This is a genomic window from Microbacterium faecale (assembly GCF_014640975.1).
GTDB classification, from domain to species: domain Bacteria; phylum Actinomycetota; class Actinomycetes; order Actinomycetales; family Microbacteriaceae; genus Microbacterium; species Microbacterium faecale.
In genome coordinates, this window is record NZ_BMHO01000002.1 from 220,627 (window position 1) to 246,547 (window position 25,921).

Consider the following 25,921-nt stretch of genomic DNA (forward strand, 5'->3'; position numbering starts at 1 on the left):
CGGCGTTTTGTGCACAGTGGGCCGTTCTCACGACCGGATCGGCGTTTTGTGCACGAGGCCCTCACACGCGATAGCCGCCGGCGGTGGGGCGGGCTACGCTCAGCATTCACTAATGGAGGTGACGCGACCGTGTTTGTTCTCGAAGCAGAGACGGCCGATGACTGGGAATCGGTCGTGAGCCGATGTTTCGTTCCCCTGCGTTGCGCGGGCTTCGAAAAGACCTTCACGGGACGGATGGAACACACGCCCCTCGATGAGCGGATCTCGATATCGCGTGTCACGACGGGCGGCACCAGCGCCGAGCGCACCGAGCGTCTCGCGCGCGGATCCGGATCCGACGATGTCCATATCTCGCTGCAGCGGTCGTCGCGCGGGATCGTTGCCGGTGACGGCTCCGCGACGAGCGTCGCGCCGGGCGCGGTGTCCATCTACGCCACCGACCGCCCGTACTACCTGGACTACTCCTGGCCCGAGCAAGAACAGCTGATCGTCCAGGTCTCGCGCGAATCTCTCGGTCTCCCGGAGCGCATGCTCGAAGACACGATGAATCGCCTCGCCGTGCCGGGCGGGATCCGCGACGTCGCCGCACGCGGTCTCTTCAGCTATGTCGCGGATCCGCCGATCACCGCCTCACCGCTGGAGTCAGCCGATGTCGCACGCGATCTCGCGTACGTGATGATCCGATCGTCGTTCCGAGAAGGCACAGTGGCGCCGCGCACGTCCGGTGGTCTGCGGCACATGGCACAGCAGTTCCTGCGCGAGCACGCGACCACGCCGGGGATCGATATGGCGGACGTCGCACAACACCACTTCGTGTCGCGACGGCGGCTGTATCAGGCGTTCGAGAAAGCGGGAACAACGCCCGCGGCATATCTCCGCGCCGAGCGCGTACGCCGCGCCACCCGGCTGCTCGAGGACCCCGAGAACACGTTGTCAATCGAACGGATCGCGCAGGCGAGCGGATTCGAGGACGTCACGACCTTCACGCGCGCGTTCCGTCGTGCACACGGCCAGACGCCGCGCGATTGGCGGGCGGCTGCAAAGGCGACGCAAGGCGTTCGATGAGTTCCTCCGCCGCTTCGAGCTGAGCAGCGAGCTTCTCGCGCCGCTGTTCCGCATCGGCCACGAACGAGTCGAGTGCCGCGCGAGCGGTAGCGTCGGACGGATCCTTCGCCAATGCGGCGCTCGCGGTGAGGACTTCGCCCATCTGATCGAGCGAGAAACCGAGCGGTTTCATCCGCCGGATCAGCAGGATCCGTTCGACGTCGGCGTCCGTGTACAGGCGGTACCCGGCATCGGTGCGGTCACTCGGCTTGACGAGGCCGACGTCGTCGTAGTGGCGGAGCGTCCGCAGCGAGAGACCGGTGCGTTCGGCGACCTCGCCGATGTGGATGGTTCCGGCCACGAGCTCGGCTCCTCAATTTGGTGGTCAACCCTCACGTAACGGTAGGGTTCAGTGTGGGCGTTCGCCCGACCATCTTCCCCCACTCCATTCTGGAGGCAGCAATGTCCGCGCCCGCCCGCGAGAAGGACCGCTACCGTCCGCGCCCCACCGTGATGGATGCGCTGCGGTCGCCGAAGCTCCTCACTCGAGAGATCCTCGCCGGCGTCGTCGTCGGGCTCGCCCTCATCCCCGAGGCGATTGCATTCGCGCTGGCGGCCGGTGTACCGGCCGAGGTCGGACTGTTCTCGTCGATCGTCATGGCGATCTCGATCTCGTTCCTCGGCGGTCGGCCAGCGATGATCACCGCCGCGACCGCGGCCATCGCGCTCGTGGTGCGCCCCGTCGCCGATCAGTACGGTCTCGACTACCTCATCGCGACGGTCATCCTCGGCGGCATTATCCAGATCCTGCTCGGCGTACTCGGGGTCGGCAAGCTCATGCGGTTCATCCCGCGCAGCGTCATGGTCGGGTTCGTCAACGCGCTCGCGATCCTCATCGCCGTCGCCCAGCTCGAGCATTTCGAGGGCGCGTCGTGGATGATCTACCCGATCATCGGCATCGGCCTGCTGATCCTCTGGCTGTTCCCGAAGCTCACGAAGGCCGTGCCCGCGCCGCTCGTCGTGGTGATCGTCATGACCCTCGCGGTGTGGGCGTTCGACTTCGACGTGAAGAGCGTCGGCGATCTCGGGGCCCTGCCCGGCGGTCCGCCGCTGCCGTTCTTCCCCGACGTGCCCCTCACGCTCGAGACGCTGCAGATCATCGCACCCTTCGCTCTCGGTGTCGCCGCTGTCGGGCTCATGGAGTCGCTCATGACGGCGAAGCTCGTCGACGACATCACCGACACGCGCTCGAGCAAGACACGCGAAGCGGTGGGCCAGGGCGGCGCAAACATCCTGTCGGGCCTGTTCGGCGGCATGGGCGGCTGCGCCATGATCGGCCAGACGATGATCAATGTGCGCGCCTCCGGCGCCCGCACGCGCGTGTCGACGTTCACCGCCGGCGTGTTCCTGCTGATCCTCGTGTGGTTCCTGGGCCCCATTATGAGCCTGATCCCGATCGGCGCGCTCGTCGCGGTGATGTTCATGGTCGCGTTCCTGACCTTCGACTGGCATTCGATCGCGCCCTCGACGCTGAAGCGCATGCCGAAGAGCGAGACGATCGTGATGCTCGTGACGGTGATCCCCGTGATCATCACCCACAACCTGTCAATCGGCGTCGTGATCGGGGTGTTCGTTGCCGCGATCCTGTTCGTGCGTCGCGTGGCGCACTTCACGAGCGTCTCCCGCACGGTCTCGTCCGACGGATCCGCGGCGCGGTACGTCGTCGACGGCGAGCTGTTCTTCGCGAGTTCGAACGACCTCACCACGCAGTTCGAGTACGCCGACGACCCGAAGAAGGTCGTGATCGACATGTCGAAGTCACACGTATGGGATGCCTCGACTGTCGCCGCGCTCGACGGCATCGAGCAGAAGTACCGCGACCACAACGTCGAGGTGACGATCGTCGGCCTAAACGAGGCCAGCGGCACGTTCCACGGTCGTCTGACGGGTAACCTGCCGTAGCGCAGGCCAAGTCCGCACGTTCCCGCCAGGTCAGTCGGCGTCGCGCACCTGGCGGACGAAGTCGCGCATCCGGCGCGCGGTGTTGTCGATGCGGAAGTCGACGTCGGCGCGGAACTCGCCCGGCGCGAGCGGATGGGCGATCCTCACGTTCTGGTGACACGACGCGTCGGCGCACATATAGGTGGCGATGCTCTCCTCACGCCGTCCCGCCTCGCCTCCCTTGCGCGCGCTCATCATCGACACCTGAGTGCCGGGCTGCATGGTGCGACAGATGTTGCAGATCCCGGTTCGCGCCCGCGCCGGCGACTGCGCGACGCGCAGCACGATCCCCGTCGGCTCGCCGTCGAGCTCGACGATGACGTAGCAGCGTGCCGGCGTCGATGGATCCCTCCATGCCAGGAAGTCGAGGTGGAACCAGTCGACGAAGAGCAGCTCGGGGGCGACGTCGAGGATCTCGAGTTCGCGGTCTGTGGCGTTGACGAACGCCCCGCGAATGTCGTCGACGGTGAGCACCTGCATGATTCGGCCAGTTTAGAACTACGCTGGGGGTATGGCGGACAGCAGCTTTGATGTGGTCAGTGAGATCGATCGTCAGGAAGCGGACAACGCGCTCAACCAGGCGCGCAAGGAACTCAGCCAGCGGTATGACTTCCGCGGCACCGACACCGACGTGTCGTGGTCGGGCGAGCAGATCCTCATTGTCGCGAATTCCAAGGATCGCGCGGTGGCGGCGCTCGACGTGCTCCAGTCGAAGATGATCAAGCGCGGCATCTCCCTCAAGAGCCTCGACAGCGGTGAGCCGTTCGAGAGCGGCAAGCAGGTGAGGATCGTCACCTCGCTCAAGGAGGGCATCGCGCAGGATGTCGCGAAGAAGATCGGCAAGATCGTCCGGGACGAGGCGCCCAAGGGAGTGAAGAGCCAGATCCAGGGCGACGAGATCCGGATCAGCTCGAAGAGCCGCGACGACCTGCAGTCGGTCATCGCGCTACTGAAGGGTAAGCAGGACGACCTCGACGTCGCCCTGCAGTTCACGAACTACCGGTAGCACGACGCTCTGACCTGGAGTTTTTAGCTTCCAGTCCGCAGCGAGCCCGCAGCACCGAGGATTCCGCGCGAAGCCGGTGTCGCTTGCCTCGTGCATCGGTTCGATCTGTGCCCCGGGCCGGTCACCCTCCTACATGAGTTTCGGCAGGAACAGCGCTGTCCGTGTCTCCGTAGCTGGTCGCAGAGAGGCATCCGGTCGCTGGTGCAATATTGATCCGTGAAGAACATCCCGGATGCACCGCGTAGACGACGCGATATCGGCAGTTACGGGTTGCTCCTCGGCTTCGTGTCCGCCGTGTTCCTTCTCGTACCGTTCATCGGGGACGCCCTCGCGGTCGTTCCATCGGTCGGCGCGCTGGTGCTGGCGTTCATGACGATCAGTCGCCACGAGGTCGACAGAACGGTTCGAGTGTGGCCGGCCATCGTCGGCGCGCTCCTCGGTGTGGTTGTGCTGTTCATCGTGGGATCGATGCTCCTTGTGACGACCTCGTTCGACTGAACCGGCAGCCGCCCTCGTCTCCGCCTCGCGCGCCGTTGCGCCGCGCCCGTGAAACCTGCATAGTCGGAGCGTATGGACGAGACAGAGATTCGGCTGCGCATCGGTGGGGAGAAGATCGTGCTGCGGCGGTGTGACGCGGCATTCGGAACCGCGCACGACGTCCTCTGTCGCACGCCAACCACATGAGCACCGCTGACGACGGGCCAATGACCCCTCCGCCGATCGAGGCGGTCCTGGCATGCATCGAGGCAGACGCTCGCGCTGGTCGGGTGGACGGCTGGTCGTGGTCGACCGTCATCGACGAGAAGGTCGGCGAGGCGGTCGTCGAACGCGAACTGTTCGAGCGGATCCACGAAGTCGGCGGCGTCGATGCTCGCTTCCCCGTCGGCAACGCGGGACTCATTCACGTCTACGGCTATCTGTTCTCGACGGTGCGCACGCCATACGGATACAAGAGCGACCGCTGGAACGACGGCGTCCTCGCCGGCGCACTCGGCTTGCCGGACGGGTGGTTTCGCCTCGGCGACAGCGCGACGGAGACGCCGCTCCAACGGGTGAGCGATGCCGCGCGGCCGCTCCTGGCAGACCCGTCGCGCTCGTCGCAGGTCGCGGAATGGGAGGCCGATGGAATTCGACAGCGCGCCGTCATCACGCCACCCGCGGGCGGCGGATCCGCCGCTCTCGTCTCCGGGATCGACGACGGGTCCGGAATGAAGCTGCTCACGATCTTCCCCGTCGGCGACACGGCTGCCTTCTTCCGTGACACGCTCGCCGGCGAACCACGCCTCCGCTGGAACGCTGCGCGTCCGCCCTCGCCCTGGCCGCAAACGCGGAGGCGAGTCCCGGTCACGGATGCGTGACCCCACTCCATGGACCGGACCATGCGTGCGCATCCACCCTCGTCGTGACCGCGAGCGCAACCGCGGAGATGAGTCGCATCCGCGGACCGGCCCTCGGATGCGGATCCGCGCGAAGTGCCCCACTCTTCGCCTGCGCTGGAACACCGCGCCTGCGCCGTGATCATGTCTCGCGCGTCACCACGACGCGGGCACGGCCGCTCCTCGCGCCTCGTCAGTTTCTCCGGCGGATCGCCCCCACACCGATGGCGAGACCCATGGCAGCCACGGCGGCCGCGGAGAGAGCTCCCCACGCCACGGAGGGGTCGAGGAAATCTCCGGCGATGAGCGCCCGCTCGGCATCGACCACCCAGCGCACCGGGTTGACCGCGGCGACCGCACGCATCCACGCCGGAGCCTCTTCGAGCGGCAGCAGCATGCCCGACAAGATGAGGAGCGGGAAGATGAGCGTCTGCTGCACTCCCCAGAACAGCCATTCCCGGCGCTTCGACGCCAGCGCGAGCGAGTACGACAGCGCGCCCAGACCGACCCCGAAGACGGCCAGCAGCACGAGACCGATGACGAGGCCCATCGGGTCAGCCGTGAACCCGAACGGCCAGGCGATCAGCGCGATCAACAGCGCCTGAACGATGATCGGCGCGATCTCCTTCAACGCTCGCCCGATCAGCAGTGCTGGGCGGGATAGCGGCGCCACGAGGGTGCGCTCGTGCGATCCCGTCGACATCTCGTACTGCAGATTGGATCCGATGGCGCCGGTCCCGAACAGAACGAGCATCACCAGCACACCGGGAACGAACCACCGCAGCGTCTCGGGCGTCGATCCCCCGATCTCACCGACGAGCAGCGGCGCGAACAGTCCGAGGAACACGAGCGGCTGCAGCAGGCTGAAGATCAGCGAGAACGGATCCCGCACGACGGGCTTGAGCTCACGGATCAGCACGTGGCGGCTGTCTCGGACGAGGCGCGGGCGCACCTGGGTGTCGGTCAACATCATCGAACTCCTGTCGTGTCGGGTGCGACGGCCTCGGTCGTCGCGTCGGTGGTGTCCGTCCCCGTGCCTCGATCGTCTGCGTCACGGAGCGTGCGGCCGGTGAGGGAAAGGAACACGTCGTCCAACGTCGGCGGCACGCCCGTGGCGCTGGCCACGGGGCTCCCCGCGGCCTCCGCGTCGCGCACGAGCCGCGGAAGCAGACGGTCAACGTGCGGCGCAGTCAGCGTGAGCGATGCGTCGGTCTGGTGCGCGTCGGATCCGGCGAGCGCGCTCACGACCGATCGCGCGCGCGTCGCCTCCTCGTCACGCGCGAATCCGAGCGTGACGGTCCCACCGGCGAGGGTCTCCTTCAGCGCCGCGGGCGCGTCGTCCGCGATGATGCGGCCACGGTCCATGATCATCACGCGCTCGGCGTAGCGATCGGCCTCATCGAGATAGTGCGTGGTGAGGAAGACCGTCGTGCCATGTCGCCGTCGGAGTTCAACGATGTGCTCCCACAGGTTCGCTCGACTCTGCGGGTCGAGCCCCGTGGACGGCTCGTCGAGGAAGATCAGCGGTGGTGCGTGCATCAGCCCGAGGGCGATGTCGAGGCGCCGTTTCTGTCCGCCGCTGAGGTCCTGCACCGTGCGAGTGGCGAACCCGGTGAGGTCAAGCGACTCGATCAGTTCGTCGGCCCGGCGGACGCGCTCGCGCTTGCCCATGCCGTAGAACGCCCCCTGGCTCATCAGTTCGTCGCGCACGCGCTGCGAGAACGCCCCGCTCGTGTGCTGCCCGACGTATCCGACGCGGGCGCGCACGCCAGCGGGCTCGCGGCGCACGTCGTGCCCAACCACACGTGCCGCCCCCGCGGTTGGCGGCAGCAGAGTGGTGAGCATCCGAAGGCTGGTGGACTTGCCCGCGCCGTTCGGTCCGAGGAAGGCGACGAGTTCCCCGGGTCGCACCGTGAAGGTGACGTCGGCGACGGCAGTGACCCGCCTCTTTCGCGCGGTGAAGACCTTGGTGAGCCCTTCGGCTTCGATGTGATTGTCGTCAGTCATGCGGGAAGCGTAGAAACTCATGCGGACAGACCGTGACCGCAATCTGTGACAGCCTGAGTCGCATGACGGGAACGACCTCGCGCGCCCTCGCTCTGCTCAACCTGCTGCAGACGCATCGCCACTGGCGCGGCTCCGACCTCGCGGCGCGACTCGGCGTCACCCAGCGCACGGTTCGCCGCGACGTCGATCGATTGCGCGAGCTCGGCTATCGCGTCGAGTCGCCCCCGGGATCCGCAGGCGGATACCGCCTCGAAGCGGGCAGCGCCGTTCCCCCGCTCCTGCTCAACGATGACGAAGCCGTCACGATGGCGATCGGGCTCCGGATCGCCGCGACGCAACAGCCGGTCGGCGGCCCGGAAGTGACCCTCACCGCGCTCGCGAAACTGGAGCAGGTGCTGCCGTCGGCGCTGCGCCGCCGGGTGAATGCGCTCGCGTCCTCCGTGCACTCCCCTCGAGCACCGGAAGGCCGCACTGTGTCACCAGCGGTGCTCGGCGAGCTCGCGCTCGCCGCGCGCGACCGGGAGCGAGTGCGCCTGAGGTACCGGAATGCGCGCGGGCAGGAGAGCACCAGACGCGTCGAGCCACACGCGCTCGCGCCCGCCGGCCACAGGTGGTTCCTGCTGTCGTGGGATCTCGACCGCGACGATTGGCGTACGTTCCGCCTCGATCGCATCGAGAAGATCGAGCACACCCGTGTGATCTTCACGCCGCGCGACATCTCCGACGATGAGGTGGCGGAACGCGTGCTCATCGCATCGTCTTGGACGCCGCATCAGATCGAGGCAGACGTCGTCATGGACCTGCCGTTCGTGCCGATGAACGAGCACTTCGGCGTCTAGGCGCAGGGCGCGACGCGCGAAGACGACACGCACACGCGCTGGCCGGTCGGCGGCTCCGACTGGCGCGAGGCGTTGTACGGGATGACGTGGATTCCCGAGGGGGTCGAGTACGCGACCGATCTCGCCGAACCGGCGCGGTCGGAGCTGCGCGAGGCGCTCGAGCGCGCGCTGCGGGCTCTCGACGCGCCCGTCCCTCCGGCCCGTCGTTGAGGACACCAGAAGTTCACCTTCCCGTAAGCGCTCCGTCCATATACGGTGCTTATCGTGGACGCATCGTCCACCGAGGCTTTGGGAGCGCATGTGACATCGACAATCGTGTTCGACTTCGACGGGACGGTTGCCGTTGGCGCGGGGCCCGTGGTCGCCTATGCGCGCGAGGTCGCGCGGCACGCGGATGAGGCGTTCCTCGCGCGCGTGGAGGCAACGATCCGCGCCTTCGACGCGGGCGAGACCGACCGGTTCCGTGACGGATACGACATCGTCGGCACCCTTGCCGAGGAGTCGGGGATCGATCCCGAGGCGCGCCAGCGCGCGTACCTCGCCAGTCGCGGCCTGCTCGGCACGCCGGACGCCGCGGCGGAGCTGGCGCCCGGCCTGGCGGAGATCCTCGCGGACCTCCCCCGCGAGACGCGCGTCGTCCTCGCGACGAACGCGCCCGCCGCCGGCGTGGAACCTGCCCTCACCGCGTGGGGCGTGCGCGACCGCTTCGACGAGCTGATCTACGACACCGGCAAGCCGGCGGGGCTCGCCCCGATCATCGAGCGCGCGCTCGCCGACGGCCCGGTTCTCGCGATCGGCGACATCGTCGAGAACGACCTCTCCCCCGCCACCGCGGTCGGAGCGGACACCGCCCTCGTCGGCGCAACCGCCGCGACGAGCACCGCCGAGGTGACGATGCGGGCGGAGACGCTCGCCGACCTCGCGGACCAGATCGTGGCGTGGGCACGCGCCGCACAGCAGACCCCCTTCACTACCCCCTCCGAAAGGTGACCCCCATGCGCACGTCCCTGCTCGCCGCGAGCTCCGTCGCGGTCCTCTCCCTCGGCCTCGCCGGCTGCGCCTCTGGCGGCGACGCCGCCGCTGACGGCGAATGGCCCGAGACCCTCACGATCTCGCTCGTCCCGTCCGTCGAGGGCGCCGACCTCGCCGAGGCGCTGGATCCCCTCACCGCCCACCTCTCGGAGGGCCTCGGCATCGACGTCGAGGGCAAGGTCGCGACGAACTACACGGCCACGGTCGAATCGCTCGGATCCGGCGGCTCGGACGTCATCATCACGGACGCGGGCTCGCTCTACAACGCGATCGAGCAGTTCGACGCGGAGCTCATCCTCCGCGACGTCCGCTTCGGCGCGACGAGCTACGCCGCTGTCGCCTACACGAACGACCCCGATACCTACTGTGACGACGAGCCCGTCATGGCCGCGTACGACGCCAGCGGCATCGAGCTGTCGTACTGCAACGGCCTCGAAGAGGCGGGCAGCTCGGCCATGGGCGAGGGCCCGGTCGGCACCGAGAAGTTCGCCGAGGCCGCTGGCGCCAAGGTCGCCCTGCAGTCTGCGACCTCGCCCGCTGGCTACCAGTACCCCGTCGTCGCCATGCGCGAGGCCGGACTCGACACCGACGCCGACATCGACCAGATCCCGGTCGAGGGCAACAACAACGCCGTCATCGCGGTCGCGAACGGCGACGCCGAGATCGGCTTCGCCTACTGGGATGCCCGCACGACGGTGACCGAGGAGATCCCGGACATCGCCGACAAGGCCGTCGCCTTCGCCTACACCGAGATGATCCCGAACGGCGGCGTCGCCGTGACGAACACGCTGCCGGGCGACCTCGTCGCCGAGCTGACGACGCTGCTCGACGACTACGCGGACTCCTCCGACGAGGCGGCCGACGTCATGTTCGATCTCGTCGGCCTGTCCGACTGGACGAGCGAGACCGCGGAAGAGGAGATCACCCGCTACGGCGAGATCCTCGAGCAGTTCGCGGGCTGACGCGCATGTCCTCTGCCACACCACGCGCCGAGGCCGGGAACAACCCGGCCTCGGCCGCGTGGTCGATTCGCCTCGACGGTGCATCGGTCACCTACCCCAACGGCACGACGGCGCTGAAGGACGTCTCGCTGACCATCGCGCCCGGTGAGATGGTGTCGATCGTCGGCCTCAGCGGATCCGGCAAGTCGACCCTGATCCGCACGATCAACGGTCTCGTGCCGGTCACCGCGGGGACGGTCGAGGTCGGGCCGCACACCGTCTCGTCCCTCTCCGGCCGCGCGCTGCGCTCGCTGCGCGGCGACGTCGGGATGATCTTCCAGGCGTTCAACCTCGCCGAGCGCGTCGACGTCTACCGCAACACGCTCGTCGGCCGCTTCGCGCGCTCGCACCCGCTGCGGACCCTCCTCGGGATTCCGAGCCCCGAAGACCGCCGGATCGCTCTCGCGGCGCTCGACGCGGTCGGCATGCTCGAGAAGGTCTGGACGCGAGCCGGATCCCTCTCGGGCGGCCAGAAGCAGCGCGTCGCGATCGCGCGCGCCCTCTCGCAGGAGCCGCACGTCATGCTCGCGGACGAACCCGTCGCGAGCCTGGATCCGCCCACCGCGCACGCCGTGATGAACGAGCTCGTCACGCTCAACGCCGAGCGCGGGCTCACAGTACTCGTCAACCTGCATCTCATGGACCTCGCACGTGATTACACGACCCGCATGATCGGGCTGCGCGCGGGCGAGATCGTCTACGACGGTCCGGCCGCCAGCGCCACGGACGCGGACTTCGAGCAGATCTACGGCCGCCGGATCCAGCCGCAGGACCGCCTGGGAACGTCGTGAGCCTCGCTGTCCCACCCCGGCCGCGCACGTGGCCGAAGACGGCCCTCGTTGCGGCCGCCCTCATCACGTTCACGGTGCTCACCTGCCTGCCGGCCATCGGCGGCGTCGAGCTCGATTTCGCCTCGATCGCGCGCAACTGGCGCAACGGCGCGAACAAGATGCTGCAACTGCTGCAGCCCGACTTCACCTTCCTGCCGCGCACGCTCATGCCGATGCTCGAGACACTGCAGATGGCGCTGGTGGGGGCGGCGTTCGCGGCGGCGGTGTCCGTCCCACTCACTCTGTGGGCGGCGCGCCCGACGAACCCGAACGGGGCGACGCGGCGCGTCGTGCGCGCCATCATCAACGTGATCCGCTCGGTCCCCGACCTCGTGTACGCCACGATCCTCGTCGCGCTCGTCGGCGTCGGCGCGCTCCCCGGCCTGCTGACGCTGTTCCTGTTCGACCTCGGCGTGATCGTCAAGCTCGTGTCCGAGGCAATCGACTCCGAGCGCCACCCGTACTTGGAAGCCGGCCGCGCCGCGGGCGGGACGCAGTCGCAGCTGAATCGCGCGCTCGCGATCCCACAGACCCGCCCGCTCTTCTGGAACCAGTGGCTCTATGCCCTCGAGCTGAACGTGCGTATCTCTGCGGTGCTCGGCATCGTCGGCGCCGGCGGCATCGGGCGCCTGCTCAACGAACGATTCGGCTTCTACGCATACGACGACGTCGGACTCATCATCCTCGAGATCCTCGTCGTCGTGATTCTCATCGAAGTGTGTTCGAACGTGCTGCGACGGAGGCTCACATGACCGCGCTGCCGAAGGCCCCCTCTCGCGCCGGGACCACGACGTGGACGATCGCCGTCGGCGCCGTCATCCTCGCGGCCGTGGCCTTCCTCGACGTCGACTGGGGTGCGCTGCTGAACCTGCCGCGTTCCTCGTGGGAATACGGCACGCTCATGTTCGCGAGCCCCGATTGGGAGAAGCTGCCACGCGCCCTGTTCGAGACCTGGCGATCGATCTCGATGGCGTGGCTCGGCGCGATCCTCTGCGTCGCCCTGTCGATTCCCCTCGGGATGCTCGCCGCTCACGGGGTCGGTCCCGCGTGGCTGCGCCCGATCCTCCGCGGGATCTTCGCCATGATCCGCGCGGTGCCCGAGGTGATCATCGCGCTCATCCTCCTGACGGTGACTGGGCTCACCCCCTTCACGGGCGCACTCGCGCTCGGGATCGCGGGCGTCGGCACGCAGGGCAAGTGGACCTACGAGACGATCGAGTCGCTGAGTGACAACGCCGCCGAAGCGGTCGAGGCCGCTGGCGGCGGACGAATCGCGGTGCTGCGGTGGGCGCTGTGGCCGGCTGCGCTCCCCTCGCTGATGTCGTTCGCGCTCTATCGCTTCGAGCTCGGCATCCGCATGTCGGCGGTCCTCGGCCTCGTCGGCGCCGGCGGCATCGGATCCATGCTGTCGAACTACACCAACTATCGTGAGTGGGCAACGGTGGGCATGCTGCTGATCGTCGTGATCGCCGCGACCATGCTCGTCGACGCCGTCTCGGGGGCGATCCGCCGCCGCATCATGGAGGGAGCCCGCGTCCGTGGGATGGTCAGGAGCCGATGACGCCCCCGCGACCGCGCGGATCCGTGCGCTCGCGCCCTCGATGCACGCGGGCGAGCGACGGGTCGCCGAGGCGATCGCCGCGGATCTCGCGACGACCGTGGAATCGACCGCGCAGGATCTCGCGGATGCCGTCGGCGTCGGTCGCGCGACAGTCGTGCGTACGGCACAGACGCTCGGCTACGACGGGTACCCACAACTGCGCGTCGCGGTGACACGCGAACTCGCGCTCGCGACCCCCGCGCACGCCCCCGAGGATCCCTCGTTGCTCGGCAGGCTGCGCCGATCGGTGAGCCACTTCGCGTCGCGGCTCGATCACACTGTCTCCGGGCTCACGGAGGAGGCGCTCGCCTCCGTCGTTGCGGCGCTTGATGCCGCCCCGCGCGTGCTCGTCGTCGCGAACGGTCTCAGCTCGCCCCTCGGCCTCGATCTTCACCTGCGGCTGACGGCGGCAGGGCGCCCCGCCGAGTTCATCCACGACTCACTCGCCCAGCGCATCGCGGCCCGGCAGATGACGCCCGCCGATGTGTGCGTCGTGATCTCCGGATCCGGCGCGAGCGACGCCACCCTGGCTGTGATGCGCGCCGCGGGCGACTCGGGAGCGCACGTCATCGCCGTCACGTCGTTCGCACGGTCTGCCGTCGCCGAGAAGGCGGACACGGCGCTCATCGTGCCGCCTGTCGGAGAGTCGTTCCGCGACGAGCTGCTGCACACCTCGCGCGCCGCCCTCATGCTCATTACCGAGGCGCTCGTCGACGCCGTCGTCACCCATCGCGGACGCCGCGGTGTCGCCGCGCGCGATGCCATGCTGCGCGAGGTCGAGAGCGCCATCCGAGAGTCCGAACGCTGACCGTTTCTGCCGTGTCAGCAGCACCGCGAACGCCCCCGTTTCGGCCCTCGAATGCGTCACGGTCAAGTTGCGATCGATATTCAAACCGGTATCGTCGGGGAGACATGTCATTGCAGAACGAGCAGGATCCTCTGTCGACCGGTGATGCGCCGGTGGCGCTGAGACCCCCTCGGCTTGATGACGGAGGTGGCATGTGGCGAGTCGCCCGCGACTCGCAGACTCTCGATCTGAATTCGTCGTATTCCTACGTGCTCTTCGCCCGCGACTTCGCGCGCTCGTGCCGTGTTGCCGTGCAGGACGATCGTGTCGTGGGCTTCGTGCTCGGATACCGTCGCCCTGACGACCCCACACGCCTGTTCGTGTGGCAGGTCGCGGTAGACGCGGACCAGCGCGGACGCGGCCTCTCGGGCCGCATGCTCGACGATCTCGTCACCGCCGCCGGCGATGACGACCCGATCCGCTGGGTCGAGACGACGATCACCGACGACAACATCGCCTCCCAGCGACTGTTCGCGTCGTTCGCCCGGCGGTGGAACGTCGGCGAGAGCGTCGAGCCTCTCTTCGAAGCCGATCACTTCCCCGATGGTCACGACCCGGAACCCGTGCACCTCATCGGGCCGTTCATGCCCGCATAGATATGTGAAGCCTGGGTCCGACGGGCCCAGCCGCGAGATGCGAGAGCGTCACGTGTCATTGCCCCGTGCCGGGGCGTTCCCTGGAGGATAAACACGATGTCCCTCACCGAAGATCCCACGTTCGCCGCGTTCACCAGCCAGGAGTCGAACGTGCGCAGTTACTCGCGTTCATGGCCGGTCGTTTTCGATCGCGCTCTCGGCTCATACCTGTACGACACGGACGGCCGTGCGTACCTCGACTTCTTCGCCGGAGCCGGCGTGCTCAACTACGGGCACAACCACCCCGTCCTGAAGAAGGTGCTGGTCGACTACATCTCGAGCGACCGCATCCTGCACTCGCTCGACATGTTCACCGAGGCGCGCCGCGACTTCCTGCAGACGTTCAACGACCTCATCCTCGAGCCGCGCGACCTCGACTACCGCGTCGTGTTCCCCGGCCCGGGTGGCGCGAACGCCGTCGAGGCCGCGCTCAAGCTCGCGCGCAAGATCACCGGTCGCGAGTCGGTCGTGAACTTCACGAACGCGTTCCACGGCATGACGCTCGGCGCACTGTCCGTCACGGGCAATTCGCTGAAGCGCGGTGGCGCGGGCATCCCGCTCGTGCACGCGACGCCGATGCCGTACGACGATTACTTCGACCGCGACTACCCCGACTTCTTCTACTTCGAGCGTCTTCTGACCGACACGGGCAGCGGGCTGAACAAGCCGGCCGCCGTGATCGTCGAGACGGTCCAGGGTGAGGGCGGCGTGAACACCGCGCGTGCCGAGTGGCTGCGCGGACTGTCGGAGCTGTGCAAGAAGCACGACATCCTCTTGATCCTCGATGACGTGCAGATGGGCTGCGGCCGCACGGGCGGCTTCTTCAGCTTCGAAGAGGCGGGCATCGTCCCCGACATGGTCTGCATCTCGAAGTCGATCTCGGGCGTGGGCCTGCCGATGGCGCTCACCCTCGTGCGTCCCGAGCACGATGTCTGGGAGCCGGGCGAGCACAACGGCACGTTCCGTGGCAACGCCCCCGCGTTCGTCACCGCTGCCGAGGCGTTCCGCACCTTCTGGAGCGACGACGAGCTCGAGAAGGCCACGATCCGCAAGGGTGCCTACGTCGAGAGCCGCCTGAATCAGATTGCGGCGAAGCACCCCGACGCCGGCCTCGTCGCGAAGGGTCGCGGTCTCGCTCGCGGCCTGCAGTACGCCGACGGTGAGACCGCTGGCCGCGTGGCCTCGGGCTCCTTCGACCGCGGCCTGCTCGTGGAAACGTCCGGCCCCGAGGACGAGGTCCTGAAGCTCCTGCCGCCGCTGACGGTCACCGAGGAAGAGCTCGACAAGGGCCTCGCGATCATCGAAGCCGCCACGGACGAGGCCCTCGCGGCCTGAGTCGTCGCGCGGCACACCTGGACGTCGACCCACTACGAAAGGACCACTCCATGATCGTTCGCACTCTCGACGAGATCACCGACACCGAGTACGACATCAAGAGCGAGAACTGGCGCAGCAAGCGCATCGTCCTCGCGAAGGAGGGCGTCGGCTTCTCCGTTCACGAGACGACGCTCTACGCCGGCACGGTCAGCGAGTTCTGGTACGCGAACCACATTGAGGCCGTGTTCATCACGACCGGCGAGGGCGAGATCGAGGATGTCGCCACCGGTGAGGTGCACGAGCTGAAGCCCGGCACGCTGTACCTGCTGAACAACCACGACAAGCACATCGTGCGCCCGCGCACGGAGATCAAGTGCGTGTGCGTGTTCAACCCGCCGGTCACCGGCAAGGAGGTGCACGACGAGAACGGCGTGTACCCCCTCGTGACCGAGGACGTCGCGTAAGCGCCATCCCCTGACGAAAGCCGCCGGAGAGCATTCAGCTCTTCGGCGGCTTTCGCACGTTAGACTACGGAATGAGCGCCGACGTGCGCTCGTCGTCGCGGTCTGCTCGAGCAATCCATGCTCGCACCGCTCCCGTGGCGAATCGGATTCGGCTTCCGCCGCGTTCGCCCTCTTCCCGGCCAGTCGCCATCGCCGCGTGCGCCGGGCTCAATCGAGAGAGTTCTTCATGACCGCTGCCCCTGCGCAGACCCCTTCCTTCGCCGACCTCGGCGTTCCTGCCCGCATCGTCGACGCGCTCATCGCCGTCGACCGCCCGACCCCCTTCCCGATTCAGACCGCGACCCTGCCGTCCACGCTCGCGGGCCGCGACGTGCTCGGGCGCGGCAAGACCGGATCCGGCAAGACGCTGGCATTCGCGATTCCGCTCGCCGCGCGCCTCTCCGACGAGAAGCGGACCCCCCGCCGCCCGACCGGCCTCATCCTCGCTCCGACCCGCGAGCTCGCCACGCAGATCGCGAAGGTCGTCGCACCGCTGGCTCAGGCCGAGGGCCTCACCGTCACAACCGTCTTCGGCGGCGTCTCGCAGCGTCCGCAGGAGCAGGCGTTCGCGCGCGGCGTCGACATCGTCGTCGCGTGCCCCGGCCGGCTCGAAGACCTCATCAACCAGAAGATCGTCTCGCTCGACCGCGTGCAGATCACCGTGCTCGACGAGGCCGACCACATGGCCGACCTCGGCTTCCTGCCGGGCGTCACGCGGATCCTGTCGCAGACGCCGTCCGGCGGCCAGCGCATGCTGTTCTCGGCGACGCTCGACCGCGGCGTCGCGGGGCTCGCGAAGCGCTTCCTCTCGTCCCCTGTCGAGCACTCCGTCGACCCAGCCGACTCCCCCGTCGCCGACATGACGCACCACGTGTTCGAGGCGGCCGACCAGGACGCCAAGAAGGCGATCGTGCGCGAGCTCGCCACGGGCGCCGGCAAGCGGATCCTCTTCTCGCGCACGAAGCACCAGGCCAAGCGCATCGCCAAGCAGCTCACCGCTGCAGGGATCCCCGCCGTCGACCTGCAGGGCAACCTGTCGCAGAACGCGCGTGACCGCAACCTCGCGGCGCTCTCCGACGGCAGCGTCAAGGTGCTCGTGGCGACCGACGTCGCGGCGCGCGGCGTCCACGTCGATGGCATCGACCTCGTCGTGCACATGGACCCGCCCGCCGATCACAAGGCGTACCTGCACCGCTCGGGCCGCACCGCTCGCGCCGGTGCCTCCGGTGACGTCGTCACCCTCATGACCCCGGACCAGCGCTCCGACGTGAAGCAGCTGCTGCGTCGCGCCGGCATCACCGCTCAGCCGCAGCGTGTCACGCCCGACAGCCCCGCACTCGTCGAGTTGATCGGCGATCGCGCCGAGCACGTCGCCCCGCGCCCGGGCGGTCCCGGATCCGGCAACGCTCCGGCACCGGGGTCGCAGGGCGGTGGCACCTCACAGGGCGCGAACGCGCGCCGCAAGCGCGCTCAGCGCCAGGGTCAGGGCGGTCATCCGCAGGGCGGCGCCCGTCGTTCGCGCGGTGGACGAGGCGGCTCCGGCCGCTCCCACGCTCCGCGCCAGAACCAGCGCTGACGACTCCGCACGTCTCCGACAAGTCCGTCGCTGTTCGCAGCGGACTCGTCGGAGACTTGCGGACTGAGGCGTGGGTGACGCGGTCGACGCATGAATGAGGGCCGGCCGGATGCTTTCCGGCCGGCCCTCATTCATACGCTCAGAAGTCGAAATCTTCGATGTTGTCCGCGTCGAACACGAACGGCTCGCCGAGCACGACCTCGCCATCGGCGCCGACCGTGTATTCACCGAGCTCGCCAGCCTCGAACGTGCTGCCCTCGGATCCGTCGGTCTCGCCCGTCACGAGGGCGTTCGCCGCGTAGGCGGACAGGTAACCCAGCTCCTCCGGGTTCCACAGCGCGAACGCCGTGACCGTGCCGTCGGCGACGTACTCGCGCATCTGGTTCGGCGTGCCGAGGCCCGTCAGCGCGACCTCGCCCTGGTACTCCGACGTGGAGAGGTAACGCGCGGCCGCCGCGATGCCGACCGTGGTGGGCGAGACGATGCCCGCGAGGTCGGGGTGCGTCTGCAGCAGGGCGGCCGTCTGGTCGAACGACTTCTGGTCGTCGTCGTCGCCGTACACCGTGTCGACGACCTCGATGTCGGGGTGGTTGGCCTCGAGCTCGGCGTTCATCATGTCGATCCAGGCGTTCTGGTTCGTCGCGTTCGCGGCAGCCGACAGGAACGCGATCTCGCCTTCGCCGCCGATCTGCTCGGCGATGAGGTCGACCTGCGCCTGGGCGATCAGCTCGGCGGACGACTGGTTGACGAACAGGTCGCGGCACTCGGGATCGGTGTCCGAGTCGAACGTCACGATCTTCGTTCCGACGGAGCTCGCCTCCTCGAGAGCGTCGCAGATCGCGCTCGGGTCGTTCGCGGACACGACGAGCGCATCGACCTGCTGCTGCGCAGCCGTCTGGATGTAGCTGACCTGCGAGGTCGGGTTCGCCTCCGCAGGGCCGACCTCGTCGAAGGATCCGCCGAACTCTTCGACCGCGGTCTCGCCGCCGACGCGCGACGTCTCGAAGTAGGGGTTGCCGAGGTTCTTCGGGAGGAAGGTGATCGAGGCGGCTTCGTCGCCGGATCCGCCTTCTTCGCCCGTTCCGCCGTCGTCGCTCGAGCAGCCGACGGCGACCAGGGCGACGCTCGCGGCGATCGCGCCGGCGCCGAGGAGGCGACGGGAAGTGCTGTGTCCAAACATCGTTGTTCCTTTCGTGGTGAGGTCTCTCGGGTCAGGTGGGGAGCTTCGCCCGTTCGCGGAGCTGTCGGCGCCGCCCGAGGGCGGCCTCTCGCCGTGAGCGCGCCCCGGCAAGGACGGCGGCCGAGATGACCGACAGAATCAGGAGCACGCCCGTGATGATGTTGATCACGGCGCTCGAGACGCCCGCGATCTGCAGCGCCCTGCTGAGCGTGCCGATGAGCAGCACGCCCGCGATGACGCCGTGGAGGGCGCCTCGTCCGCCGAAGATCGATACGCCGCCCAGTAGGACGGCCGCGATGATCTGCAGCTCCATGCCCATCGCGTTCTGACCGCGGGCGCTGCCATAGTCAAGCGTGAAGTACACCCCGGCGAAGGCCGCCATGGCGCCGCTCAGCACGAAGAGCGTGAACTTCGAGCGCGCCACGTCGATGCCGGCGAAATGCGCCGCCTCCTTGTTCAGTCCGATCGCATACAGGGCGCGGCCGAACGGCGTCGCGTGCAGCACGACGGCGAACACGATCGCGAGGACGAGGAAGGGGATCATGACGCCCGGGATCGGCGTGCCCGGGATGTTGGCCTTCGCCAGATCCGTCCAGAACTCGGGGAAGTCGGTGACTGCGGCCGTGCCGAGCAGCCCGACGGCGATACCGCGGAACAGCGCGAGGCTGCCGATCGTCACGGCGAGCGAAGGCAGGCCCACGACGGTCACGAGGAAGCCGTTGATCGCACCGCACACAGCTCCTCCCGCGATCGCGAGGACCGCGGCGACCGGAAGCGGCAGACCCGCTTGGACGAACATGCCCGTCAGCACGCTCGACAGCCCGACGACGCTCGCGACGGAGAGGTCGATCTCCTCCGTGATGATGATGAGCGTCATCGGCAGCGCGATGAGGAGGATCGGTGCGATCTCGCGCAACATGTAGGTGACGGTCAGGGGGCTGTCGAAGTTCGGCACCACAGCGAGGGCCACCACGATGACGATTGCGAGCAGGCCGATGACGGCCGCTTCGCGCGTGAGAAGCGCGCGGCGCCAGAACGGATGCGCGTGCGGGGGCGTCACGCCCGTGACGAGCGTCGTTGTCATCGTGAGACCTCCCTCTCAGCGGCGAGTCGTCGATGGCGTCGGACGGCGAGCACGCGGTCGAGCACAATGGCGCCGATGATGAGCGCGCCCACGACCGCCTGCTGCCAGAAGTCAGCGATGCCGATGATGGGCAGCGCCCGGTTGATCGTGAGCAGCAGGAACGCGCCGATGGCCGCGCCCCAGACGGTTCCGAGCCCACCCGCGATCGCAACGCCGCCGATCACGGCCGCGCCGATCGCCTGGAACTCCCAGCCGAATCCAGCGTTCGAGCTGACGGTCCCGTAGCGCGCCGCATACAGCACGCCGGCCAGGCCGGCCAGAGCGCCGGACATCACGAAGGCCGTGATGACACGTCGCGTCACGGGCAGTCCGTAGAGGTTCGCGGCGGCCGGGTCGGATCCGATGGCGTACATCTCCCGACCCGCGCGCTGGTTGCGCAGGTACCAGGCGGCGGCGACGAGGACCCCCGCGGCGATGATCGTGAGGAACGGAATCGACAGGATCTGTCCGGTGCCGAGTCCGCGGAATGAGGCGGGCATGTCGGACGCGTTGACGCGGTCGCCGCCCGTCCACCACACGTTGATACCGCGATAGGCGTACATCGTGCCGAGCGTGATGACGAGCGCGGGCACGCGAGCGTAGGCGACGAGCGCGCCATTGATGAAGCCGAGGACGGCGCCGAGAGCGACACCGCACAGCACGACGACGATCACTGGGATGCCGGGCAGGTCGATGAACAGGCGTCCCGTGAGGTAGGCGGTTAGGCCGACGACCGAGCCGACCGACAGGTCGACACTGCGGGTGATGATGACGAACGCCTGGCCGATCGCGACGAGCACGAGGATCGATGGCGTCAGCAGCAGGTCGCGCCACCCGTCGTGTGAGAACACGAACGCGGGGTTGATGGCGGTCGCGACGGCGATGACGATGACGGCCGCAAGCAGGATCCCGGTCTCGCGGGCTGAGAAGACGCGGCGGATCGCGGCGAACATCACGCGGCCTCCTCGTCGGCGGTCGCGGCGTGCATGATCGACTCGGGCGTCGCCTCGTCTCGGTGGAACTCCCCCGCGATGCGCCCTTCGCGCATCACGAGCACGCGGTCGGCCATGCCGAGCACCTCCGGCAGCTCGGACGAGATCATGAGGATCGCCATGCCCTCCTGGGCGAGCTGAGACAGCAGACGGTGGACCTCCGATTTCGTGCCGACGTCGATGCCGCGGGTCGGCTCGTCGATGAACAGTACGCGCGGGTGCGTCGCGAGCCACTTGCCGAGGACGACCTTCTGCTGATTGCCGCCGGACAGCGTGCCGGTCACGGTGTCGAGCGCGGAGGTCTTGACCGCCAGACGACTCGCCCACTCGCGCGCCGCAGCGGACTCAGCGGCGTCCCAGAGCAGCCCCCATTTCGCCAGTCGGGAGCGGATCGCTGCGGTCGCGTTGCGCGTCACCGACTGGTCGAGCACGAGGCCCTGGCGTCGTCGGTCTTCCGGGACGAGCGCGAGACCGCGCGCGATGGACGTGCGTGGGCTGCCCGCAGGCAGTTGCCGACCGAACAGTTCGACGGATCCGGCGTCGTACGTATCGACGCCGAAGATCGCGCGCGCGACCTCGCTGCGGCCCGCGCCGACGAGGCCCGCAAGACCGAGGATCTCGCCCTGGCGGAGCTCGAACGAGATGTCCTGGAAGACGCCGCTGCGCGAGAGGCCGTCGATACGGAGCACCGCGTCGCCGATCTCGGCGTCGAGCTTCGGAAAGAGCTCGTCGACGTCGCGTCCGACCATCTGCCGGACGAGGTCGTCGACCGAGGTCTCTGCGACGGGGGTCGTGTCGATGTAGGTGCCGTCGCGCATGACCGTGACGGTGTCGCACAGATCGAAGACCTCATCGAAGCGGTGCGAGATGAACATCAACGCACGTCCCTCGTCGCGCAGGCTGCGGGCGACTGCGAACAGCCGGTCGACTTCGACGCCGCTGAGCGCGGCGGTCGGCTCGTCCATGATGAGCACGCGTGCGTCGAGGGAGATCGCCTTCGCGATCTCGATGAGCTGCTGGTCAGCGATCGACAGGCCGTCGGTTGGGCGGTCGGGATCAATGCTCACGCCGAGCCGCTCGAAGATCTGGGTCGCCTCATTGCGCATCGCCCGGCGGTCGATGCGGCCGGCCCCACGGGTGGGCTGGCGCCCCATGAAGATGTTCTCGGTGACCGACAGGTCGGGAAAGAGCGTCGGCTCCTGGTAGATGACGGCGATGCCCTCGGCCTTCGACTCCGCCGTGCTGGCGAAGTCGATGCTCTCGCCATCGAGCGTGATCTCCCCCGCGTCGCGCCGATAGAGGCCGGCGATGATCTTCACGACCGTCGACTTGCCCGCGCCGTTCTCGCCGATGAGTGCGTGGATCGAGCCGGCCCTGAGGGAGAGGCTCGCCGACCGGAGGGCGACGACGGCGCCGAACGACTTCGTGACGTCATCGAGGACGAGGACAGCCTCGCCCAGCTGGGCGCGCGGGTGTTCTGCCATGGGGACGCTGACACTCTCCTTCGAGTTCGTCGCAACACGCCGTGAAACGATTCACGAAATGCTAACACGACGCGTCGACGCGGCACGGGGCCGCGAAGCCACGGTTCGATAACGTGCCGAACATGCGTCAACCGAGGAGAACGACGCGGCCCGGCCTCACCACGCGGTTCGCGAGTGCGCCGACCGCAAGGCCCGACGAGGGCAGGCGCACGAACGTGCGTCAACCGAGGAGAACGCCGCGGACGGCGTGCTCGCGGGCCGCGTGGCGCGGGCCGCGTGGCGCGTGGCGCGTTTACTCGGCGCGGGAGATGCGAATCATCTCGTCGCGCGGTACGACCTTGATGCGCTCGCGCTGCTCGGCTTCTCCGAGCGCGACCTCGTGCGCGTCGAGGCGGTGCCAGCCGTCGAGGTCGGTCCACTTCACGCCGCGGCTCTCGAGCAGGGCGGTGACCGCTTCCTCGGTCGGTTCCTCGGGCTGCCACCAGGATCCCTGGTCGTTCACGAGGTGTGAGACGGTCTCGGACGCGTCGGACTTGGTGTGTCCGATGAGGCCGACCGGGCCGCGCTTGATCCAGCCGGTCGCGTACACGCCGGGGAGGATGTCGTTGGAGTCCTCCGCGAGCACCTGGCCTTCGTGGTTGGGGATGACGCCATGGCGCTCGTCGAAGGGGATGCCGGGCAGCGGCGATCCGAAGTATCCGACGGCGCGGTAGAGCTGGCCGAGGGGCTGCTCGCGAATCTCCCCGGTGCCGATGACGCCGCCGGCGCCGTCAGACGTCGTGCGCTCGTACACGAGGCTCGTGACGCGTCCGGCGTCGTCGGTGCGCACCTCGAGAGGCTTCGCCCAGAAGTGCAGGTGCAGGCGGCGGGAGGCGGATCCCCCGGCGTTGTTCGCGCTGGGCAGCTCGCGCCACTTCTGCAGCACGCGGTCGATGACCTTGACCTGCTTGTTCGTCGCGATCGCCTCGCGCGAGGCCTCGTCGTAGTCGAAGTCTTCGTCGTACACGACGACGTCCACGTCGTTCAGCTCGCCGATCTCGCGCAGCTCGAGCGGCGTGAACTTCACCTGTGCGGGGCCGCGGCGCCCGAACACGTGCACATCGGTGACGGGCGACGTCTTGAGGACGTCGTAGACGTTCGCCGGGATCTCGGTCGTCAGCAGATCGTCGGCGTGCTTCGCGAGAATGCGGGCTGCGTCGAGCGCGACGTTGCCGTTGCCGATCATGCCGACGTGCTGCGCGTCGAGTGTCCACGTGCGCGGCACGTCGGGGTGGCCGTCGTACCAACTGACGAAGTCGGCCGCACCATAGGAGCCCTCGGCGGTGATGCCAGGGAGGTCGAGGTCGGCGTCACGGATCGCGCCGGTCGAGAAGATCACCGCGTGGTAGTGACGCTTCAGGTCGTCGAGCGTGATGTCGGTGCCGTACTCGACGTTGCCGAACACGCGGATGTCACCGCGGTCGAGCACGCCACGCAGCGCGCCCACGACCCCCTTGATCCGCGGGTGGTCGGGCGCGACTCCGTAGCGCACGAGGCCATACGGGGCGGGGAGTCGCTCGAAGAGGTCGATCGACACGTCGAACGCGCGCTCGGTGCGCAGCAGGATGTCCGCGGCGTAGATGCCGGCGGGGCCAGCCCCGACGATGGCAAGGCGAAGCTTCGTCATAAATGAGGAACTTTCTCGTGATTCGGCGTGGACGTCAGCTGGCTCGCTCGGCGAGGTGCCGTGCGAATCGCGTGAGCGCGTCGCGAATGGATCCGCGAGGCAGGACCGCGAGGGCCGCTACCGCCTCGTTGGTCCAGGAGACCGCGAGCGCTTCCGTTTGGGCTGTCGCATCGTGTTCGCGCAGCTCGGCGAGCTCGCCGTCGAGGATCGAGGGATCCTCTCCGGCGCGGATCCGCGCGACACCGTCGTCGATGCGCGCGCGAAGGTCGGTGTCGCGCGGGTCGTCGCTCGCGCCGAGCAGCAGGTAGGGCATGGTGGCGACTCCGGCGCGCAGGTCGGTGCCGGGGACCTTCCCCGTCTCCGCGGCGTCTGCGGAGAGGTCGATCACGTCATCGGCGAGCTGGAAGGCGACGCCGATCTTCTCGCCGTAAGTGCGCAGCGCGTCTCGGTACTCTTCACTCGCGCCTCCGAAGAAGGCGCCGGCGCCGGCGGCGGCCGCGATGAGAGAGCCGGTCTTGTCCGACAGCACGCGCAGGTAGAAATCGATCGGGTCTTCGCCCTCGCGGTTGCCGACCGTCTCGTTCAGCTGCCCCATGACGAGACGCTCGAAGGTCTCGGTCTGCAGGTCGACGGCTTCTGCGCCGTGGCGCCCCATCACGCGGCTCGCTCGCGCGAGCAGCAGGTCGCCGGTGAGGATCGCGGTTGAGTTGTCCCAGACGCGGTGCGCCGCGGGAACGCCGCGTCGGCGGTCGGCGCCGTCCATGACGTCGTCGTGGTACAGGGATCCGAGGTGCATGAGCTCGAGGGCGACGGCCACGTCGCGCACGGCGGGCGAGAAGCCCTCGCCGAGCTGGGCCGTGAGTATCACGAGCATGGGTCGCACGCGCTTGCCGCCGGCCTCATAGAGGTATCGGCTCATCGCGTCGACAAGGGGGTCGGCGCTGCCGAGTTCGGCGGCGATTGCCTGCTCGACCTCTTCGAGCCCAGACTCGATCGTGCGCGCGAGGCGCTGGGCCGCGCGGCCGACGAAAATGCGGTCGCTGAGACCGAAGCGGCTCGCCAGTCGCGAGCCCGAGGAAACGGGGCCCGTAGTCACCCGACCAGCCTACCCGCCGGCACCTGGGCTGTTACGCCGTGCGACGGTACCCGCGGTGCAGCGCCGCGATGCCGCCCGCGAGATCACGGTGGGCCACGTCGGTCCACCCGGCCTCGCGCATCCAGGCCGCGAGCTCGCGCTGGTCGGGCCAGGCGCGGATCGACTCGCCGAGGTAGTCGTATGCGTCGCCGTTCGACCCGACCACGCGCGCCACACGCGGCAGGATGGCGTCGTTATAGATGCGGTACAGCGTGCGGAAGAGGCGGGCCGGCGGGGTGGAGAACTCGTTGATGACGATGCGCCCGCCCTCCCGCGTCACCCGCCGCATCTCGGCGAGCGCTACCTTCGGCTGCTGCACGTTCCGCAGACCGTACGAGATGGTGACCGCGTCGAACTCGCCGTCGTCGAATGGCAGCGCCATGGCGTCGGCCTCGACGAAACGCAGTCCGCGCACGTCGGCGTACCGGCGGCGTCCCTGTTCGAGCATGCCCGGTGAGAAGTCGGCCGCGACGACCTCGGCGCCGCGGCGCGCGAGCGACGCGGACGAACGGCAGGTGCCGGCCGCGAGGTCGAGGATCCGTTCGCCCGGCTGCGGATCGACCGCGTTCGTCGTCGCGCGACGCCAGACGGCGTCGAGTCCGAAGGTCATCGCGATGTTCGTCAGGTCGTAGCGCTCGGCGACCTGGTCGAACATCCTGCTGACGGTGCGCGGATCCTTGTCGAGGTCGGCGCGCTGCGCTGAGGTCATGGGTCGATCCTATTCGCG

The 25,921-nt window shown here is 68.4% G+C and carries 28 protein-coding genes; 17 read left to right on the forward strand and 11 right to left on the reverse strand.

What is annotated here, in order from left to right:
• Positions 1 to 129 precede the first annotated feature (129 nt).
• A complete protein-coding gene (locus IEW87_RS14010) occupies positions 130 to 1,065 on the forward strand; it encodes an AraC family transcriptional regulator (RefSeq protein ID WP_188713010.1) in 936 nt (311 codons plus the stop codon).
• Here IEW87_RS14010 and IEW87_RS14015 read toward each other — a convergent pair.
• A complete protein-coding gene (locus IEW87_RS14015) occupies positions 983 to 1,405 on the reverse strand; it encodes a MerR family transcriptional regulator (RefSeq protein ID WP_188713011.1) in 423 nt (140 codons plus the stop codon). The genes IEW87_RS14010 and IEW87_RS14015 overlap by 83 nt on opposite strands.
• A 101-nt stretch (positions 1,406 to 1,506) precedes the next feature.
• Here IEW87_RS14015 and IEW87_RS14020 point away from each other — a divergent pair, with 101 nt between their 5' ends.
• Complete coding sequence (locus IEW87_RS14020) at positions 1,507 to 3,006, forward strand: SulP family inorganic anion transporter (RefSeq protein ID WP_188713012.1); 1,500 nt, start codon at positions 1,507 to 1,509, stop codon at positions 3,004 to 3,006.
• Positions 3,007 to 3,036: 30 nt separating this feature from the next.
• On the opposite strand, the gene IEW87_RS14025 is transcribed toward IEW87_RS14020, so the two are convergent.
• Positions 3,037 to 3,525, reverse strand: coding sequence for an FBP domain-containing protein (locus IEW87_RS14025; RefSeq protein WP_188713013.1), 489 nt, complete (start codon positions 3,523 to 3,525; stop codon positions 3,037 to 3,039).
• 31 nt (positions 3,526 to 3,556) lie between these two features.
• On the opposite strand from IEW87_RS14025, the gene IEW87_RS14030 reads away from it, so the two are divergent.
• The 3 genes from IEW87_RS14030 to IEW87_RS14040 all read left to right on the forward strand — a co-directional run bounded on the left by IEW87_RS14030 (position 3,557) and on the right by IEW87_RS14040 (position 5,409).
• Positions 3,557 to 4,051 (forward strand): YajQ family cyclic di-GMP-binding protein, encoded by a 495-nt coding sequence (locus IEW87_RS14030; RefSeq protein ID WP_188713014.1) that lies wholly within the window; start codon positions 3,557 to 3,559, stop codon positions 4,049 to 4,051.
• A 216-nt stretch (positions 4,052 to 4,267) separates the two neighbouring features.
• On the forward strand, positions 4,268 to 4,549 hold the full coding sequence (locus IEW87_RS14035) for a hypothetical protein (RefSeq protein WP_188713015.1): 282 nt from the start codon (positions 4,268 to 4,270) through the stop codon (positions 4,547 to 4,549).
• Between the two features lie 182 nt (positions 4,550 to 4,731).
• A complete protein-coding gene (locus tag IEW87_RS14040) occupies positions 4,732 to 5,409 on the forward strand; it encodes an amino acid deaminase (protein ID WP_188713016.1) in 678 nt (225 codons plus the stop codon).
• A 211-nt stretch (positions 5,410 to 5,620) separates the two neighbouring features.
• On the opposite strand, the gene IEW87_RS14045 is transcribed toward IEW87_RS14040, so the two are convergent.
• Positions 5,621 to 6,400 carry an ABC transporter permease gene (locus IEW87_RS14045; protein WP_188713017.1) on the reverse strand — a complete coding sequence of 260 codons (780 nt, stop codon included), beginning with the start codon at positions 6,398 to 6,400 and terminating at the stop codon, positions 5,621 to 5,623.
• Entirely contained in the window at positions 6,397 to 7,434 is a 1,038-nt protein-coding gene (locus IEW87_RS14050; protein WP_188713018.1) for an ABC transporter ATP-binding protein, read from the reverse strand. The genes IEW87_RS14045 and IEW87_RS14050 overlap by 4 nt, the downstream gene beginning before the upstream one ends.
• A gap of 62 nt (positions 7,435 to 7,496) precedes the next feature.
• Here IEW87_RS14050 and IEW87_RS14055 point away from each other — a divergent pair, with 62 nt between their 5' ends.
• The 12 genes from IEW87_RS14055 (at position 7,497) to IEW87_RS14105 (ending at position 17,614) form a co-directional block, all read left to right on the forward strand.
• Complete coding sequence (locus IEW87_RS14055; RefSeq protein WP_188713019.1) at positions 7,497 to 8,273, forward strand: helix-turn-helix transcriptional regulator; 777 nt, start codon at positions 7,497 to 7,499, stop codon at positions 8,271 to 8,273.
• Between the two features lie 81 nt (positions 8,274 to 8,354).
• Positions 8,355 to 8,483, forward strand: coding sequence for a hypothetical protein (locus tag IEW87_RS15165; RefSeq protein ID WP_268234610.1), 129 nt, complete (start codon positions 8,355 to 8,357; stop codon positions 8,481 to 8,483).
• Between the two features lie 90 nt (positions 8,484 to 8,573).
• Positions 8,574 to 9,263 carry an HAD family hydrolase gene (locus tag IEW87_RS14060; RefSeq protein WP_229731218.1) on the forward strand — a complete coding sequence of 230 codons (690 nt, stop codon included), beginning with the start codon at positions 8,574 to 8,576 and terminating at the stop codon, positions 9,261 to 9,263.
• A gap of 5 nt (positions 9,264 to 9,268) precedes the next feature.
• Positions 9,269 to 10,267 (forward strand): PhnD/SsuA/transferrin family substrate-binding protein, encoded by a 999-nt coding sequence (locus tag IEW87_RS14065; RefSeq protein WP_188713020.1) that lies wholly within the window; start codon positions 9,269 to 9,271, stop codon positions 10,265 to 10,267.
• A 5-nt stretch (positions 10,268 to 10,272) separates the two neighbouring features.
• Positions 10,273 to 11,097 (forward strand): phosphonate ABC transporter ATP-binding protein, encoded by an 825-nt coding sequence (phnC, locus tag IEW87_RS14070; RefSeq protein WP_188713021.1) that lies wholly within the window; start codon positions 10,273 to 10,275, stop codon positions 11,095 to 11,097.
• Positions 11,094 to 11,888: a phosphonate ABC transporter, permease protein PhnE gene (phnE, locus tag IEW87_RS14075; RefSeq protein WP_188713022.1), complete on the forward strand. Its 795-nt coding sequence runs from the start codon at positions 11,094 to 11,096 to the stop codon at positions 11,886 to 11,888. The genes phnC and phnE (IEW87_RS14075) overlap by 4 nt, the downstream gene beginning before the upstream one ends.
• The gene (gene phnE / locus IEW87_RS14080; protein WP_188713023.1) at positions 11,885 to 12,697 is read left to right on the forward strand and encodes a phosphonate ABC transporter, permease protein PhnE; all 813 of its coding nucleotides are present in this window, start codon (positions 11,885 to 11,887) and stop codon (positions 12,695 to 12,697) included. The genes phnE (IEW87_RS14075) and phnE (IEW87_RS14080) overlap by 4 nt, the downstream gene beginning before the upstream one ends.
• Positions 12,675 to 13,544, forward strand: a complete 870-nt coding sequence (locus IEW87_RS14085) for a MurR/RpiR family transcriptional regulator (RefSeq protein ID WP_229731219.1) — start codon at positions 12,675 to 12,677, stop codon at positions 13,542 to 13,544. The genes phnE (IEW87_RS14080) and IEW87_RS14085 overlap by 23 nt, the downstream gene beginning before the upstream one ends.
• A gap of 104 nt (positions 13,545 to 13,648) precedes the next feature.
• Positions 13,649 to 14,179 carry a diaminobutyrate acetyltransferase gene (gene ectA, locus IEW87_RS14090; RefSeq protein WP_188713024.1) on the forward strand — a complete coding sequence of 177 codons (531 nt, stop codon included), beginning with the start codon at positions 13,649 to 13,651 and terminating at the stop codon, positions 14,177 to 14,179.
• A 96-nt stretch (positions 14,180 to 14,275) separates the two neighbouring features.
• Complete coding sequence (gene ectB, locus IEW87_RS14095) at positions 14,276 to 15,553, forward strand: diaminobutyrate--2-oxoglutarate transaminase (RefSeq protein WP_188713025.1); 1,278 nt, start codon at positions 14,276 to 14,278, stop codon at positions 15,551 to 15,553.
• Between the two features lie 50 nt (positions 15,554 to 15,603).
• Positions 15,604 to 15,999: an ectoine synthase gene (locus tag IEW87_RS14100; protein WP_188713026.1), complete on the forward strand. Its 396-nt coding sequence runs from the start codon at positions 15,604 to 15,606 to the stop codon at positions 15,997 to 15,999.
• A gap of 226 nt (positions 16,000 to 16,225) precedes the next feature.
• Complete coding sequence (locus IEW87_RS14105) at positions 16,226 to 17,614, forward strand: DEAD/DEAH box helicase (RefSeq protein ID WP_188713027.1); 1,389 nt, start codon at positions 16,226 to 16,228, stop codon at positions 17,612 to 17,614.
• A gap of 139 nt (positions 17,615 to 17,753) precedes the next feature.
• On the opposite strand, the gene rhaS is transcribed toward IEW87_RS14105, so the two are convergent.
• From rhaS to IEW87_RS14140, 7 genes are all read right to left on the reverse strand, one after another.
• Entirely contained in the window at positions 17,754 to 18,794 is a 1,041-nt protein-coding gene (rhaS, locus tag IEW87_RS14110) for a rhamnose ABC transporter substrate-binding protein (protein WP_188713028.1), read from the reverse strand.
• A 31-nt stretch (positions 18,795 to 18,825) separates the two neighbouring features.
• A complete protein-coding gene (locus IEW87_RS14115; RefSeq protein ID WP_188713029.1) occupies positions 18,826 to 19,878 on the reverse strand; it encodes an ABC transporter permease in 1,053 nt (350 codons plus the stop codon).
• On the reverse strand, positions 19,875 to 20,870 hold the full coding sequence (locus IEW87_RS14120; protein ID WP_188713030.1) for an ABC transporter permease: 996 nt from the start codon (positions 20,868 to 20,870) through the stop codon (positions 19,875 to 19,877). Before IEW87_RS14120 ends, IEW87_RS14115 begins: the two co-directional genes overlap by 4 nt.
• The gene (locus IEW87_RS14125; protein WP_188713031.1) at positions 20,870 to 22,393 is read right to left on the reverse strand and encodes a sugar ABC transporter ATP-binding protein; all 1,524 of its coding nucleotides are present in this window, start codon (positions 22,391 to 22,393) and stop codon (positions 20,870 to 20,872) included. The genes IEW87_RS14120 and IEW87_RS14125 overlap by 1 nt, the downstream gene beginning before the upstream one ends.
• Positions 22,394 to 22,685: 292 nt before the next feature.
• Positions 22,686 to 24,059 (reverse strand): ferredoxin--NADP reductase domain-containing protein, encoded by a 1,374-nt coding sequence (locus IEW87_RS14130; protein ID WP_188713032.1) that lies wholly within the window; start codon positions 24,057 to 24,059, stop codon positions 22,686 to 22,688.
• A gap of 34 nt (positions 24,060 to 24,093) precedes the next feature.
• Positions 24,094 to 25,155, reverse strand: coding sequence for a polyprenyl synthetase family protein (locus IEW87_RS14135; RefSeq protein ID WP_188713033.1), 1,062 nt, complete (start codon positions 25,153 to 25,155; stop codon positions 24,094 to 24,096).
• 31 nt (positions 25,156 to 25,186) lie between these two features.
• On the reverse strand, positions 25,187 to 25,903 hold the full coding sequence (locus IEW87_RS14140; RefSeq protein WP_188713034.1) for a demethylmenaquinone methyltransferase: 717 nt from the start codon (positions 25,901 to 25,903) through the stop codon (positions 25,187 to 25,189).
• Between the last annotated feature and the right edge of the window lie 18 nt (positions 25,904 to 25,921).

Coding starts and splice junctions, on each gene's coding strand:
- IEW87_RS14020 (WP_188713012.1), top strand. CDS start 1,507: ATGTCCGCGCCCGCCCGCGAGAAGGACCGCTACCGTCCGCGCCCCACC.
- IEW87_RS14045 (WP_188713017.1), bottom strand. CDS start 6,400: ATGATGTTGACCGACACCCAGGTGCGCCCGCGCCTCGTCCGAGACAGC.
- rhaS (WP_188713028.1), bottom strand. CDS start 18,794: ATGTTTGGACACAGCACTTCCCGTCGCCTCCTCGGCGCCGGCGCGATC.
- IEW87_RS14120 (WP_188713030.1), bottom strand. CDS start 20,870: ATGTTCGCCGCGATCCGCCGCGTCTTCTCAGCCCGCGAGACCGGGATC.
- IEW87_RS14115 (WP_188713029.1), bottom strand. CDS start 19,878: ATGACAACGACGCTCGTCACGGGCGTGACGCCCCCGCACGCGCATCCG.
- ectB (WP_188713025.1), top strand. CDS start 14,276: ATGTCCCTCACCGAAGATCCCACGTTCGCCGCGTTCACCAGCCAGGAG.
- IEW87_RS14105 (WP_188713027.1), top strand. CDS start 16,226: ATGACCGCTGCCCCTGCGCAGACCCCTTCCTTCGCCGACCTCGGCGTT.
- IEW87_RS14040 (WP_188713016.1), top strand. CDS start 4,732: ATGAGCACCGCTGACGACGGGCCAATGACCCCTCCGCCGATCGAGGCG.
- phnE (WP_188713023.1), top strand. CDS start 11,885: ATGACCGCGCTGCCGAAGGCCCCCTCTCGCGCCGGGACCACGACGTGG.
- IEW87_RS14100 (WP_188713026.1), top strand. CDS start 15,604: ATGATCGTTCGCACTCTCGACGAGATCACCGACACCGAGTACGACATC.
- ectA (WP_188713024.1), top strand. CDS start 13,649: ATGTCATTGCAGAACGAGCAGGATCCTCTGTCGACCGGTGATGCGCCG.
- IEW87_RS14140 (WP_188713034.1), bottom strand. CDS start 25,903: ATGACCTCAGCGCAGCGCGCCGACCTCGACAAGGATCCGCGCACCGTC.
- IEW87_RS15165 (WP_268234610.1), top strand. CDS start 8,355: ATGACGTGGATTCCCGAGGGGGTCGAGTACGCGACCGATCTCGCCGAA.
- IEW87_RS14125 (WP_188713031.1), bottom strand. CDS start 22,393: ATGGCAGAACACCCGCGCGCCCAGCTGGGCGAGGCTGTCCTCGTCCTC.
- IEW87_RS14025 (WP_188713013.1), bottom strand. CDS start 3,525: ATGCAGGTGCTCACCGTCGACGACATTCGCGGGGCGTTCGTCAACGCC.
- IEW87_RS14030 (WP_188713014.1), top strand. CDS start 3,557: ATGGCGGACAGCAGCTTTGATGTGGTCAGTGAGATCGATCGTCAGGAA.
- phnC (WP_188713021.1), top strand. CDS start 10,273: ATGTCCTCTGCCACACCACGCGCCGAGGCCGGGAACAACCCGGCCTCG.
- IEW87_RS14065 (WP_188713020.1), top strand. CDS start 9,269: ATGCGCACGTCCCTGCTCGCCGCGAGCTCCGTCGCGGTCCTCTCCCTC.
- IEW87_RS14050 (WP_188713018.1), bottom strand. CDS start 7,434: ATGACTGACGACAATCACATCGAAGCCGAAGGGCTCACCAAGGTCTTC.
- IEW87_RS14055 (WP_188713019.1), top strand. CDS start 7,497: ATGACGGGAACGACCTCGCGCGCCCTCGCTCTGCTCAACCTGCTGCAG.
- IEW87_RS14130 (WP_188713032.1), bottom strand. CDS start 24,059: ATGACGAAGCTTCGCCTTGCCATCGTCGGGGCTGGCCCCGCCGGCATC.